Here is a 13910-nt window from a genome sequence, read left to right on the forward strand (position 1 = left end):
GACAGGACCACGATCATGACCCTTGATCCACGCACCCCGGTCCTGGTCGGTGGTGGGCAACTCAACAGCCGCGCTGGAGGGCGAGAACCGGTTGATCTCATCGCCGACGCCGCATACGTGGCCGCGGAGAACGCCGGTTCGCCCAGGTTGCTGACCGCGATCGATACGATTCGCATCGTCGGGCTGCTCTCGTGGCGCTACCGAGATCCGGGACTGCTGGTCGCTGACCGGATTGGCGCCTCCCCTCGCAGCACCGGATATACCGGTAACGGGGGGAACACTCCACAAACTCTGCTCAATGCGGCAGCCGCGGACATCCTCGCGGGCCGTGCGGACGTGGTTCTGATCGGAGGTGCCGAGGCATGGCGGACCCGAATGTCCTTGCGTGGGCAGGGTTTACGCCCGGAATGGACTACCCAGGACGACGAGATCCCGGCCGCGCCGCGGTTGACGGTCGAAGTGGGAATGGACGCGATCTCGGAGCGCCGGATCGGACTGGATCGGCCGGCGTTCGTGTACCCGCTGTTCGAGCAGGCCATCCGGATCGCCGCGGGGCGCACCCACGCTGAACAGCGTGAGACGATCGGGGCGCTGTGGTCCGGCTTCAGCAAGATCGCCGCCACCAACCCGCATGCGTGGAGCCGCCGCGAATACGCCCCCTCGGAGATCGGGACACCGTCTCCGGACAACAGGTGGATCAGTTGGCCCTATACCAAACTCATGAACTCCAACAACATGGTCGAGCAGGGCGCAGCACTGTTGCTGTGCTCGGCTGAAGCGGCCCAGCGCCACGGCGTGCCGCGTGACCGCTGGGTGTTTCCTCAGTCTGGCACCGAGGCCCGCGACACCACCGCGATCGTCGAACGTGGGCAATTGCATCGCTCGCCCGCGATCCGAATCGCCGGCGCGCGTGCGCTCGAGCTCGCGGGAGTCGGCGTCGACGACCTCACTTACGTCGACATCTACTCGTGCTTCCCTTCGGCAGTGCAGATTGCCGCCGCCGAGTTGGGTTTGCCGCTGGACGATCCAGGGATGCCTCTGACGCAGACCGGCGGTCTCACTTTCGCCGGCGGTCCGTGGAACAACTACAGCACGCATGCCATAGCAACGGTCGCCGCGCGGGTGCGTGAGTTTCCCGGCAGCTATGGGCTTGTCACGGCCAATGGCGGCTATCTGACCAAGCACTCGTTCGGCGTATACAGCACGGAGCCTCCGTTGCAGGGGTTCCGATGTGAGGACGTGCAATCGGAGGTCGATCGCGAGCCGACCACGTCTGGTCTGACCGCGTACGAGGGCACGGCAACCATCGAGAGTTGGACGGTGGTTCACGGACGTGACGGTGCGCCCGAGAGGGCGTTCTTCGCCGCTCGCACCCCGGACGGGGCAAGAACACTTGCTAGTTCCGGTGAAACGGACTGGTTGGCGGACTTGGAGAGCGAGGACGTGGCGGGTTCGCGAATCGAGATCAGGGCCGACGGTACCTGCGTCGAAGCCGGACGTTGACGAACTTAAATCTAAAGCCATAAGGTAAAGGAAGTTCGGAAGAGCTGCTGGTTTCCACCGGTTTCTCTTCCGGAGCAAGGAGTTGCAATGTCTATCGAAGACTTCCGCACCGTCTACGAACGGCACGTTGGATTGGTTGTCGCGGGTGACACGAAGTCGATACTCGCCGACATGTTGCCCGAGAACCTGTCCACGGTGTTCACGGGCGTCGAGGTGCCGCGTACGCCGGTTTCCGCCGCACGGATCGTCGGTGTGACCGACGAGGGCGACACCCGAATCGGCGAGGCCATTTACACGACCGCCGACGGCGACATCGGATTGCGTTCCACCTGGCAGAACCACCAGGGTCGATGGCTGGCCTCCGCTCTGGAGAACTTCAGCGTCGAGGGTCGATCGTGACCGGGGTGCCCTGGGGCCCCAGCGAAGATGGGCTCGATCGACCCTACTGGGACGGCTTGGCGAACCATGAGCTACGACTGCAACGCTGCGGCGGCTGTCGAGCATGGATCTGGGGACCTCAGTGGATCTGCGGACGGTGTCATACCTTCGATCCTGGCTGGGAGACGGTGGAACCGCGGGGTACCGTCTACAGCTGGTCACGCAGCTGGTACCCGTTCATCAGCGAGTTGCCGATCGACGTCCCCTACGTGACCGTTCTGGTCGAGCTTCCCCACGCCGGCAATCGTCGGGTGCTGGGAATCCTCAGCGATCCAGCACCTTCCGGCCCTGCTGTCACGATCGGTGAAACAGTGACAGGCCATTTCGTCGATCCCGAGGATCGGGATTCGACCTGGCCGCTGTTGCGCTGGCAGCGCACGCGGATCGGAGCGTCCCGGTGACAGTCGTATCGATTCGGGGCGCGGCCGCCGTCGTGGGCATCGCCGAACTTCATTATCGTCGTGGTGAGGCGCCTCAGGGCGAGCTTCCCATGACACTGCGGGCCATCACCAGGGCATGCGCGGACGCCGGTATCTCCCCGCACCAGCTCGATGGATTTGTCTCGTATGCCGGCGGAGGCCACGACGGAGCGGTCCTCGGCGCGGCTCTGGGCGTGGACGACGTGCGTTGGTCGACGATGATGTGGGGCGGGGGAGGAGGAAGCGTCGCGGCAGCGATCAACACCGCCGCGATCGCCATCGCCACGGGACAGGCCGAATGCGTCGTTGCCTACCGGGCGATGGCACAGTCCGATACCGGTCGCCTCGGATACGCGAAGTACCACTATGGGCCTCATTTCCTGGCACACGGCGTCGGGTCTCCGGCGCAGGTATGCGCCCTCCGTACCCAGCGGATGCTCGAACACGACGGAGTCCCGCGATCGGCGATGCGAGCGTTGGTGCTGGCGGCGTACCGCCATGCACAGAACAATCCGACCGCGCAGGGCTATGGCAAGCCTTTGGATGAGCTCACCTACGAGCAGTCCCGGCTGATCACAGAACCTTTTCATCTGTTCGATTGCTCCCGAGAGAGCGACGGGGCAGTCGCGGTCGTACTGGTCTCGGCCGACCGGGCACGCGCTCTACGCAACGACGCGGCCTACGTCCTCGCCGGTGCGCAAGGTGCTCCGGGCGGATATTCCTCGCTCATCGACAACGACGAGCAATACAGTTCGGCCGGATTCGCGGGTGCGAACGGGCGGCCCGGTGTGGCGGATCGGCTATGGGCGGCAGCACATCTGGGGCCTTCGGATGTCGATGTCGTGCAGGTCTACGAGAACTTCAGCGGGCCGGCGGTGGCCGCTCTCATCGACCACGGCCTCGTGCCGGCAGGACAAGCCGCTGGGCAGGTGTGCACTGTCGATAATTTGACCGCCGGGATCGGCAAACTACCGGTCAATACGAGCGGCGGCAACATCGCCGATTCGTTCGTCAACGGGATGGGCCTGGCGGTCGAGGCAGTTCGTCAGATCCGGGGGACGTCGACCAACCCCGTCGCGGACGCGAAGACGTCACTTTTCATCGGCGGCCCGATGGCCCCGCTGGTCAGCTCCACCTTGTTCGGCCATGCGGACACCCTGTGACTCCAACAGCGGGCCCAACCCGCCACATGATGCGGAGAACTCGAAATGAATGACATCCCCGTCGACCGTCCCCACCTCTTCATCGACGGCCAGTGGATCCCGGCCCTCGGCGGAACCGTTGAGGTGGTTGAAGCCGCCACCGAGAAAGTTTTCGGGCAGACCGGTCTGGCCTCGGCACATGACGTGGACGCAGCGATCGTCGCAGCGCGGCACGCTCTCGACGGCCCCTGGGGGCAGTACACCCCCGTACAGCGCGCCGATACCCTCGAGCGGTTCGGTGCGGCTCTCAAAGCACGCGCGAAGTCCGCTGCGGTTCTGGTCAGCAGAGAGAACGGGATGCCTATCTCGTTGTCGATCGCAGTGAACGGATACGGACCTGCGGCGATGTTCGCCTACTACGCCGCGCTGATCCGGTCCACCGCGATCGAGGAACCGCGGCCGAGCATGTTCGGAGGTCGCACCATTGTGCGCCGTGAGCCGATTGGGGTTGTCGCGGCGGTGACGCCGTGGAACTATCCGCAACCATTGGCGGCGATGAAGCTCGCCCCCGCGCTGGCGGCCGGATGCACCGTCGTGCTCAAACCCGCACCGGAGACGGCGTTGGATGCGTTTCTGTTCGCCGAGGCGGCCCTCGAAGCAGGTCTGCCCAGCGGCGTGCTGAACATCGTTCCTGCTGACCGCGAGATCAGCGCGTACCTGGTCGCGCACCCTGGCGTCGACAAGGTTGCTTTCACCGGGTCGACGGCCGCCGGTCGTGCTATCGGCGAGGTATGCGGGCGCCTGCTACGCCCGGTCACGCTCGAACTAGGTGGCAAGTCGGCCGCGATTGTGGCGGAAGACGCCGATCTGAATGTGTTCGCGGCGAGTCTTGCCGACGTATCGCTGGTCAACAATGGCCAAACCTGCCATGCGAGCACTCGGATCCTTGCACCCCGTTCTCGGTACGACGAGGTGGTCGAGGCTGTTACAGAAACCGTCCGCACCCTCGTCGTCGGCGATCCCCTCGATCGCGCCACCCAGATCGGTCCACTTGTCAGTGCGGCACAACGCGATCGAGTGCTCGGCTTCATTCGGGCAGGTGAGGCTGCGGGGCATCGGTTGACCACGGGTGGCGCGGGTGCGCCTACGCCCGACCGGGGATGGTTCGTCGAACCGACGGTCTTCGCCGATGTCGAGAACTCTGCCCGGATCGCCCGCGAGGAGATTTTCGGACCGGTACTCACCGTGACGCCGTACTGCGACGAGGACGAAGCGGTGTTTCTCGCCAACGATTCGGAGTACGGACTCGCGGGCACGATCTGGACCAGCGACGAGGAGCGGGGAATCGCCCTGGCCCGGAGGATCGAAAGCGGCACCGTCGGTGTGAATCACTACGCGCTGGACCTCGCCGCGCCATTCGGCGGCGTCAAGGCGTCGGGGATCGGCCGTGAACTGGGCCCGGAGGGGTTGTCGGCCTACCAGCAGGCCAAGTCGGTCTATCTCGCCAGCCGTTGAGACGCAGTGACTGGAACGGAGCTCCCAATGAGACTTCCCCTGCAGGACATCCGAGTGCTCGATCTGACCGACGGGCTCGGGGAATCGTGCGGACGCTTTCTGGGTGATCTGGGCGCGGCCGTCTACCGCGTCGAGCCGCCCGAAGGGTCGCGGTCGCGCCACACTGAACCACGCCATCAAGGCGTCAGCATCCCGTTCGCGGTGCGAAACGCGAACAAGTTCGGCCTCACCGCAGATTTGACTACACCTGATGGTGCGGAGCGGCTGCGGCAATTGGTCCGTGACGCAGACATCCTCGTCGAGTCGTTCCCGCCCGGATGGCTTGCCGAACGAGGCTTGAATCCCGAACAGCTCATCGCTGAGAATCCGCGCCTCGTGTGGGTGTCGATTACGCCGTTCGGGCACAGCGGCCCCTACAAGAACTGGTCGGCCAGCGAATCGGTTTTGTATGCGCTCAGCGGTGTGCTCTCCCGTTCAGGATCGCCCGGCGCTGAGCCGCTACTGCCGCCGACGGGTCTGATCGAAGAAACAGTCGGCGTACACGCGGCTTGGTCGGCGCTGTTGGCATACTTCGACCAATTGCGCTGCGGCCGTGGTGAATACGTCGACTTGTCGGCATTCGAAGCGGTAGTCCACGGTTTCGACCCCGGGTTCGGCACCCAAGGATCCGCGGCAGCCGGTCGTTCCGAGGATTTTCCACGAGGGAGGCCCGCCGCTGCGAACTTCTACCCGGTGTTCGCATGCGCAGACGGATTCGTTCGGATATGTCTGCTCGCGCCACGCCAGTGGCAGGCGATGTTCGAATGGCTCGGGTCGCCTGCCGAGTTCGCCGATCCCAAGTACAACACCATTCCCGCCCGCTTTGCTGCGGCTGATCGTCTTCACCCACTGATCGCGCAGTTGTTCTCCAGCCAGATGCGTGACGATCTGGTCGCTGCCGGGGCGGCGCGGGGTGTGCCGGTCGGCGGTGTACTCGAGGTGGCCGAAGTATTGGCCTCCGAGCACTTCGCGATATCGGGGGCATTGAGCGAAATCGAACTCGCTCCGGGGCTGCGAGCACTCGTCCCCACCGGTTACGCCCGATTCGACGGACTGCGAGCGGGCCTGCGCCGACAGGCTCCACAGATCGGTGAACACGACGAACACCTGGCGACTCGATCCGACGACGCTCGACCCACGCGTGAAGGCCCTGCGGCTGAAGTCCGTTCTGCGCAACCGCTGGACGGCCTGAGGGTGCTCGACCTCGGAGTGATCGTTTTCGGAGCGGAGCTGAGCCGGCAGTTGGCCGACTACGGCGCCGACGTGATCAAGATCGAAAATGCCGCCTTCCCTGACGGTCTGCGTCAGGCCAAGCGTGGCACCGCCTTGTCACCGTCTGTGGCGTGGGGCCACCGCAACAAGCGCAGTGTCGGGCTGGACCTGCGGACCGACGAGGGCATACGCATATTCTGTGAGCTCGTGCGCCAATCCGACATCCTCCTAGCCAATTTCAAACCGGGCACACTGGCGGCAATGGGCTTGTCACACGAACGGTTGGCGGAGCTGAACCCGCGTTTGATCGTTTCCGAGAGCAGCGCTTTCGGCAGCATCGGGCCCTGGGCCCGCAGGCTGGGTTACGGGCCCCTGGTGCGAGCCTCGTGCGGCGTATCGGCGTTGTGGCGATACCCCGACGATCCTGAACTGCTGTGCGACGGGATGACCGTTTATCCTGACCATGTCGCAGCTCAGGTGTCAGCAACAGCCGTCCTCGCGGCATTGATCGGTCGCGAGCACACAGGCAGCGCCAGCGCGATCGAAGTCGCTCAATCCGATACGGCGTTGGTTCAACTCGCAGTGCAATTCACCGCGAAGTCCCTGCTGCCTGACAGCGCAAGTGTCCAGGGCAATGCGGATCCGTACGCCGTGCCGTCGGGCGTGTTCCCGTGCGCGGGCGATGACGAGTGGTGTGCGGTCAGTGTGAGCAGCGACGAGCAGTGGCGGCAATTGTGTGCCCTGATAGATGTTCCGCAGCTCGGTCAGGACCCGACGCTCGCGACGACGAGTCTGCGACTCGAGCATCGTGAGGCAGCCGAGCGACCCTTGCGAGAGTGGCTGCGCGCCAACGACCCTCGCGAAGCGATGCGGGCCCTCCAAGAAGTCGGGGTTGCCGCTGGAGCGATGCAGCGACTACCGGACCTATTGACCGATCCGCAGCTGATCGCTCGGGGTGCCTACACCCCCATTCACCATCCACAGTTGTCCGCGCCGCTGCCTGGTCCTGCGCAGGTCGCTCATTTCAGCAACATCCCACAGCGTCCGATACGACCGGCGCCGCTCGCGGGTGAGCACACCGTCGAGGTTTGCCGACAGCTGCTGGGCATGAGTGAACGATCCATCAGCCAGTTGGTCGACGCCGGCGCCCTGCAGCTGCCGCCGGTGACAGCAGACAAGTCCGAGCGGCTGTCACGCGAATCCGTGACGACCCGCAGAGCTGGTACCTGATAGACCCCGTCTCACACGTGTGGGGCTCGACCGAATGCCATCGGTCGGGCCCCACATCAGGTTCTGCGGTACTGGGTCGACCGGGCCGCAGCCGATGGCGTCGGTGCCCTGTACCGCTGCGGGGTGATCGACCGCACTGGTCGAGGACCCCACAGTTAGGACCGGTCACCCGAACTCGGATGCCTGCGCGTCCTGACGACGCGCAGACCCAAAGCCGCACTGAAATAGCGTGATGATCAGGCGCGCAGAAGATCGCGGTGAATGATCTCACGCATGATCTCGTTGGTACCTCCGTAGATCCGCTGAATCCGCGCATCGAGGAAGGCCTTCGCGACCGGGTATTCCATCATGTAGCCGTATCCGCCGTGGAGCTGCACACCAGCGTCGATTACCTTGCCCTGCAACTCCGTTGCCCACAGCTTGGCCTTGGCGGCATCGACCGCGGACAGAGTTCCGGCGTTGAAGGCTCGAACGCATCGATCGATGTATGCCCGGGAGACCTCCACCGCCGTGGCCAGCTCCGCCAATGTGAAACCGACGCCCTGGAATTCGGCCACGGCTTTGCCGAACGCACGTCGCTGTTTGACATAGTCGAGTGTCCAACCGAGCACGGCCTCGGCTGACACCTGGGCCGCGACCCCGATCCCGAGCCGCTCCAGTGGCAGGCTCTGCATGAGATATGTGAAGCCGCCACCGATCTCTCCCAAAAGGTTGTCTCGAGGGACGTGCACATTGTCGAAGAACAACTCAGCGGTGTCCTGCGCGTGCAGACCGACCTTGTCGAGCTTGCGCCCACGGCTGAATCCGGGTGTGCCGTCCTCGACGACGAACAGACTGAAGCCACGTGATCCGGCAGCGCGATCGGTTACCGCGAAGACGATCACCAGATCTGCCAGGACACCACTGGTGATGAACGTCTTGGTGCCGTTGAGGACCCACCCGTCCTCGGTAGCGATCGCGGAGGTTTGGATCGCCCGCAGATCACTGCCGGCCCCCGGCTCGGTCATCGCGATGGCACCGATCGTCTCACCGGTGACGAAACCGGGCAGCCACCGCTTGCGCTGAGTCGGATCCGCGTGGCGCAGTAGGTAGTTCAACACGATGTCGTCGTTGGTGGAGAAACCCGACTGCAGCGCCGAGGCTCCCACCCGCGCGATCTCGGACTGGATCACCACACGGAATCGGTAGTCGGTTACGCCGGGGCCTCCGAACTCCTCGGGCACCGAGAGCCCGAGCAAGCCCTGAGCGCCCGCCGCCTTCCACGTGTCACGATCGATCAAGCGATCGTGATCCCACCGTTCCATGTTGGGGACGACGTGCCGGTCGACAAAGCCGCGAACGGCCTGCCCGAAGAGTACGTGGTCGGATTCGAAGAGATCGGTATGCAATGCGGTTCTCCTGGTATTGCTGTTGCTGACAGATCAGGGCTGCGTTAGCAGCTTGGTGGTCTCGCGGCGGAAGACCTGGTTGGCTACCTCGTTCTGCCCCAACACCATCCGTCCCGCGCTGGCACTGACCATCCCGCGCTGCGAATCACGCAGTAGCGGAAAGTCTTCCGCGTGCAGGACGTCGAGCAGGATCTGCCAATTCTTGGCCCACAGGCGAGTCCACTTCTCCTCGGTCATCTCCGTCTCTTCCACCGGGGGGACGATCAGGCGCATCTCCATCCGGCTGCGCTGGGGATCGCTCGGGTGGGGGCGGAAAGTCAGCAGCTGGAAGTGGTCGGGCTGACGCAGCAAGGTGCTGTTGGGCAGAAGGAAATGGGTTTCTGTCACATCGTTCGCCAGGCTGCGCTCCCCGGGCTCCTCTTCGATCCATCGATCGATCGACTTGCGCGGGGCGATGAACCGGCAGTGGCGTCCGAAATCGTCGAAGGCCATGACATTGGTGTGGATGTGCTTGGCCGCGGTGTTGGGGTGGGCGTACTGGATGTGATAGCCGTCCAGGAACGCGTCCTGCATGATCTTCCAGTTCACGGGTTCGTCGAAGCCCTCGGCCTGCACACAGATCTTCGGCCCCAGATTGTAGGAAGCCAAGATCGCGTCCATCTCCGGTCCCAGCCACGCGGCGACATCGATCTCCGCATCAGCGTTGTCGACGACCCAGATGAAGCCGTGTCGTTCCTCGGTCGGCAATTCCACCAGGCCCAGTGTCGAGCGGTCAGGATCACCGAAGGTGTTGTCGCGGGTGATGGTGCGCAGGCTGCCGTCGAGGTCGTAGGACCACCGGTGATAGGGGCACGAGAACAACCGGCACCGGCCTTTGTCCTCCTTCTCCACCAGGGCGCCGCGGTGGCGGCACAGGTTGACGAGCGCCTTGACTCCACCGTCGCGCTGGCGCACGACGATGATGTTGTTGCGGGGCATCTGCAGCGTGAAGAAGTCGCCTGCGCGGGGAATCTCCGAGCCATGCGCGACGATCGAAGGCACACGCCCGAAGATCAGGTCGCGCTCGTTCTTGGCGATCGCAGGATCGGTGAACTCCTCCGGCGCGAACCAGGTGATCTGGCCGAACTCGTCGGTGGTGTCGTTGCGTAGGTGAGTCAGTGCACGGCGAATGCGTTCTTCACGCGGAATGCCGACCTCGGTCATGGAGTGCCTCCAGTGCGGTCCAACGAAGCCCGACAGCGTCTTCGGGCGGTTAGGGTTATGGTTCTGAACTGTTTATTTACCCACCTAAATCTAACTCATGTAGATTTAGCTGTAAACGGCAGGAGGAGATCACGCCCATGATCAGTTACGCGTGGCAGAAGCAGCTGGACCCGAGGGATCGCGCGGAGGCTGATGCGCTCGTCGAGGAAGCCGCACGCTACGACCAGGAGGCCGGCTTCGCCGCAATCGGTCGTACGGATGTGGATTCGGTGTCGAGACCTGGTGAGACCGTCTGGCATCTGCCGGTGAAGGCCCGCAAGGATCTGAGTGTCGCCGCGGACGCGCCCCTGGTCATGGTGGCGTACCTGCATCTGTCGATCGACACGCGTGGGCAGGGCACGATCAAGTACGCCGTCCGCCCCGGCTATCGAGCCCGAGGAGTCTCGACTCTGCTGGTCGAGGAGCTGGGCCTGGATGTGCAGGCCCCGAACGGGTGGTGCGACACCGGAGCCACCTCCCTGCGATGCTGGGCCTACGGCAGCCATCCGGCCTCGGAACGATTGACTCGCCGGGTCGATGTGAGGCCCGTCGCGAGATTGTGGACCCTGCTGCGTCACTTGACCGGTCCGTTCGCGGCACCGATCGTGCAGGCGCCCACACCCGGTGGTGTGATGCTCGAAGGACCGATCGATGTTCAGGACACGCAAGCGCAGGACAGCGTAGGACGGGTACTCGTACGGGCTGGACGGACACACACGCAGTTCGAGCAGCTGATCGGTGACCTCGCGGAACGGCAGGGCCAGGTGCTGATCGCCTCGGTGTCGGGACGGGCGGTGGGATTCGTATGGTTCGATCCGGAGCTGGTCGAACATCTGGAACTGCGTACCGCGTGGATTCGGGCCCTGGTCGTCATTCCTGACGTCCGGGACGGAGGCTTGGGGAGTCTTCTGGCTTCTTGCGCTCTGAACGAACTCAAATCCGCGACAGCGCAATTGGCGTTGATGCGGGTCGATCCGGCCGATCACAGCGCTGTACGTATGTCGCGGCTGCTGTCGTTCGAGCAAGAGGATGCACACGCCTGCTATCAGATCGGTGAGTGGATCGATCCGCCGGCGTTCGCTGCGGAGAACCTGTGAGGAGGTGGGGCTAGGCCGATCGAGCCGCCGACTCGATCGGGATGCTGCCGGCTTCTCTCATGACGCCGTGGAGGAAGCTGCGAATCATCTCCTCGTACAGTCGCTTCGAGGAACGATCGTTTGCTGCAAGCGCCTGTGCCATCGCAGGTTCGGAGACCGGGTCGACGTTCGGAAAGATCGTTGCACGGCTACTGGGAGCGCGGACGGCTTCGGTGAGTACCGCGCCCAGCGCCAGCCTCTCCATACCGTCGAGAATTTGTACGTGCAACCCCGTCGGTACTCCCGAGGCGGTCAGGAACTGGGCTGCGTCTTCGTAGCGACGCAGCAGCACCGTGCGGGGAAGCGCTTCCAATAGAACCGGTGCGGCGTTGCGGTGCCTCAAGATGGCCTGACGAAAGTTGAGGCCCAGCGTTACGAAGTACTCGGCCCAGTCGGGGCCGGGCTTGCGTCGAGGCAGCGCCGCTTCGCCGATCACCTGTGTAGCCACTGCTGCCATAAGTTCGGATTTGTCGGCGAAGTGGTAGTACAGCGAGGGGGCCTGAACCCCGATGTGCTTTGCCAGGCGCGGCAAGCTGAACGATTCCAGCCCTTCGGTGTCGATGATCTCGAGCGCCGCGGCTACCGCGACGGAGCGACTGATCAACGGCTTGGACGGTCGTGGCATAGACACACTTTCAGAGATAGCGGCAGGTGTGTAAACCTAGTGGTTTGAGATAATCCTAACCGCCTGCACCTGATGATCGCGGCAGCGTCCCCGGTCAGTGTCCGGATGTGCCTCCATCCACCGCGAGTGTGGAACCGGTGATGTAGGAAGCCGCATCGCTGGCAAGGAACACCACAGCGCCGTCGATCTCGCGTTGCTGCCCGGGGCGGCCCAGCGGGCAGCCGAGCAGGAACTGATCGAGTGTGGCCGGAGGCAGGTCGGCGATCATGTCGGTCTCGACGAATCCCGGTGCGATAGCGTTCACCCGGATTCCACGTCGACCGGACCACTGGTTCGCGAGATCGCGAGTCAGGGCGATCAGGCCGGCCTTGCTGGCCGCGTAGGCCGCTTGAGGCAGGGCGGACTTGATCAGACCGAGCATGCTGGCGACGTTGACGATCGCTGATCCGGGTTCCATTGCCCGCGCTGCGGCCTGTGCCATCCAGTACGCCCCCATCAGATTGATGTCCACTACGGCTCTGAAGTCGGAAGGTCGCTCATGGATCGCAGGTGCGACGTGACTGACACCGGCGTTGTTGACGAGTATGTCCAGGCGCCCGAACCGCGACATGGCTGCCAGGACCAGAACATCGCATTCTGCTGGGTCGGTGACATCCGTAGGAACCGGCTCACAACGTCCGCCCGCGGCGCGCACACGATGGGCGACCTCGTCCAGCGGTGCCCGCCGGCGGCCGGCGATAACGACGTCGGCTCCTGCTTCCGACAGAGCCAGTGCGAATCCCGCGCCCAGGCCGCTGCCGCCGCCTGTCACCACCGCGACCTTGCCGTCGAGGCGGAACCGGTTCATCACTCCGCCGGTGGGGAGTTCACCGCTGGACTGGGGCATCTCATCACTCCTGTCTTCATCTAACACGTATAGATTTGAAACAGCACTATTGTCGCCCAATGAAGATGAACGGCCACGTACTTGCGTTATGTAAATCTAATGCCATAAGGTTTACAGCACCAGTTCGATGCTCGAACTCGTGGAAGGGGTGCCGCATGGGCGCGAAGAACGGCTCGGGCGTGCGTTGCATGCGCGTGGCAGCCAAGTCGGAGGTGGCCAGGGATGTCGTGGCTGTGCGCCTCGTTGATCCGGATGGCCGCGAGGTCCCGGCGTGGGAGCCCGGCGCGCACATCGATCTGAATCTCGCGGAGGGATTGACTCGCCAATACTCGCTTTGTGGTGCTGTCGACAGTCATGAGTCGTTGACTGTCGCGGTGCTACGTGAGGGTGATGGCCGTGGCGGTTCGATCTGGGTTCACGACAAGCTCGAAGTGGGTGACAGCCTCGAAATCGGCGGTCCGCGAAACCATTTCGCCCTCGGGGAAGCATCGTCGTACCTGTTCATTGCCGGCGGCATCGGTATCACGCCGATCAAGCCGATGATCGCCCAGGTTGTGTCCGTGGGTGCACCCTGGAAACTGCTGTACGGCGGGCGTACTCGCGCGTCGATGGCCTTCGTGGACGACCTTCAGGATTCGTACGGCGACAAAGTCGTGATTCACCCGCAGGACGAGTTCGGGCTGCTCGACGTGGTCGCGGCGGTGGAGGACGTGCCTGCGGGGACAGCCGTGTACTGCTGCGGTCCCGAACCGCTCCTGCGGGCGGTTGAGGAGGCTACCTGCGCGCGGCCGCTTCTCTCGTTGCATGTCGAGAGGTTCTCTCCGCGGCAGGCTCCGGCGGATCAGCCTTCGGGGGAGTTCGACGTCGAGTTGGCGCGCTCGGGAGATGTCGTGCGCGTGCGGGCCGGCGAGAGCGTGCTCGATGCGCTCGAGCAGGCAGGGGTGGCAGTCGAGTACTCCTGTCGCGAGGGCACCTGCGGTACTTGTGAGGTGGCGGTCGTATCCGGGACTCCCGATCACCGCGACTCGGTGCTCACCGACGATGAGCGAGCGGCCGGTGACGTGATGATGACATGTGTCTCGAGATGTCTCGGATCACGACTGGTGCTGGACCTTTGACTCACTTAAACTACGGT

The 13910-nt window shown here is 64.0% G+C and carries 12 protein-coding genes; 8 read left to right on the plus strand and 4 right to left on the minus strand.

The features are described 5' to 3' along the window. Nucleotides 1-15 precede the first annotated feature (15 nt). The 6 genes from ABZV44_RS41745 (at nucleotide 16) to ABZV44_RS41770 (ending at nucleotide 7498) form a co-directional block, all read left to right on the plus strand. A complete protein-coding gene (locus ABZV44_RS41745) occupies nucleotides 16-1503 on the plus strand; it encodes an acetyl-CoA acetyltransferase (protein ID WP_354849645.1) in 1488 nt (495 codons plus the stop codon). A gap of 87 nt (nucleotides 1504-1590) precedes the next feature. Next, the gene (locus tag ABZV44_RS41750; protein ID WP_354849646.1) at nucleotides 1591-1902 is read left to right on the plus strand and encodes a hypothetical protein; all 312 of its coding nucleotides are present in this window, start codon (nucleotides 1591-1593) and stop codon (nucleotides 1900-1902) included. Next, nucleotides 1854-2342, plus strand: coding sequence for an OB-fold domain-containing protein (locus ABZV44_RS41755; RefSeq protein ID WP_354849648.1), 489 nt, complete (start codon nucleotides 1854-1856; stop codon nucleotides 2340-2342). Before ABZV44_RS41750 ends, ABZV44_RS41755 begins: the two co-directional genes overlap by 49 nt. Then, entirely contained in the window at nucleotides 2339-3523 is a 1185-nt protein-coding gene (locus ABZV44_RS41760; protein WP_354849651.1) for a transporter, read from the plus strand. Before ABZV44_RS41755 ends, ABZV44_RS41760 begins: the two co-directional genes overlap by 4 nt. 45 nt (nucleotides 3524-3568) lie before the next feature. Then, nucleotides 3569-5017, plus strand: coding sequence for an aldehyde dehydrogenase (locus ABZV44_RS41765; protein WP_354849654.1), 1449 nt, complete (start codon nucleotides 3569-3571; stop codon nucleotides 5015-5017). Between the two features lie 27 nt (nucleotides 5018-5044). Beyond that, entirely contained in the window at nucleotides 5045-7498 is a 2454-nt protein-coding gene (locus ABZV44_RS41770; RefSeq protein WP_354849657.1) for a CoA transferase, read from the plus strand. A 236-nt stretch (nucleotides 7499-7734) separates the two neighbouring features. On the opposite strand, the gene ABZV44_RS41775 is transcribed toward ABZV44_RS41770, so the two are convergent. Beyond that, nucleotides 7735-8886 (minus strand): acyl-CoA dehydrogenase family protein, encoded by a 1152-nt coding sequence (locus ABZV44_RS41775; RefSeq protein WP_354849660.1) that lies wholly within the window; start codon nucleotides 8884-8886, stop codon nucleotides 7735-7737. A 33-nt stretch (nucleotides 8887-8919) separates the two neighbouring features. Then, nucleotides 8920-10089 carry an SRPBCC family protein gene (locus tag ABZV44_RS41780; protein WP_354849663.1) on the minus strand — a complete coding sequence of 390 codons (1170 nt, stop codon included), beginning with the start codon at nucleotides 10087-10089 and terminating at the stop codon, nucleotides 8920-8922. A 137-nt stretch (nucleotides 10090-10226) separates the two neighbouring features. Between ABZV44_RS41780 and ABZV44_RS41785 the strand changes: the two genes are divergently transcribed. Continuing rightward, nucleotides 10227-11225 carry a GNAT family N-acetyltransferase gene (locus ABZV44_RS41785; RefSeq protein WP_354849666.1) on the plus strand — a complete coding sequence of 333 codons (999 nt, stop codon included), beginning with the start codon at nucleotides 10227-10229 and terminating at the stop codon, nucleotides 11223-11225. A 10-nt stretch (nucleotides 11226-11235) separates the two neighbouring features. On the opposite strand, the gene ABZV44_RS41790 is transcribed toward ABZV44_RS41785, so the two are convergent. Then, on the minus strand, nucleotides 11236-11889 hold the full coding sequence (locus ABZV44_RS41790) for a TetR family transcriptional regulator (RefSeq protein WP_354849669.1): 654 nt from the start codon (nucleotides 11887-11889) through the stop codon (nucleotides 11236-11238). Between the two features lie 94 nt (nucleotides 11890-11983). After that, complete coding sequence (locus ABZV44_RS41795) at nucleotides 11984-12736, minus strand: glucose 1-dehydrogenase (protein WP_354849672.1); 753 nt, start codon at nucleotides 12734-12736, stop codon at nucleotides 11984-11986. Nucleotides 12737-12930: 194 nt separating this feature from the next. On the opposite strand from ABZV44_RS41795, the gene ABZV44_RS41800 reads away from it, so the two are divergent. After that, nucleotides 12931-13893 (plus strand): PDR/VanB family oxidoreductase, encoded by a 963-nt coding sequence (locus ABZV44_RS41800; protein ID WP_354849675.1) that lies wholly within the window; start codon nucleotides 12931-12933, stop codon nucleotides 13891-13893. Nucleotides 13894-13910: the final 17 nt, after the last annotated feature.

The organism is Nocardia sp. NPDC004860, assembly GCF_040609015.1.
Taxonomy (GTDB): domain Bacteria; phylum Actinomycetota; class Actinomycetes; order Mycobacteriales; family Mycobacteriaceae; genus Nocardia.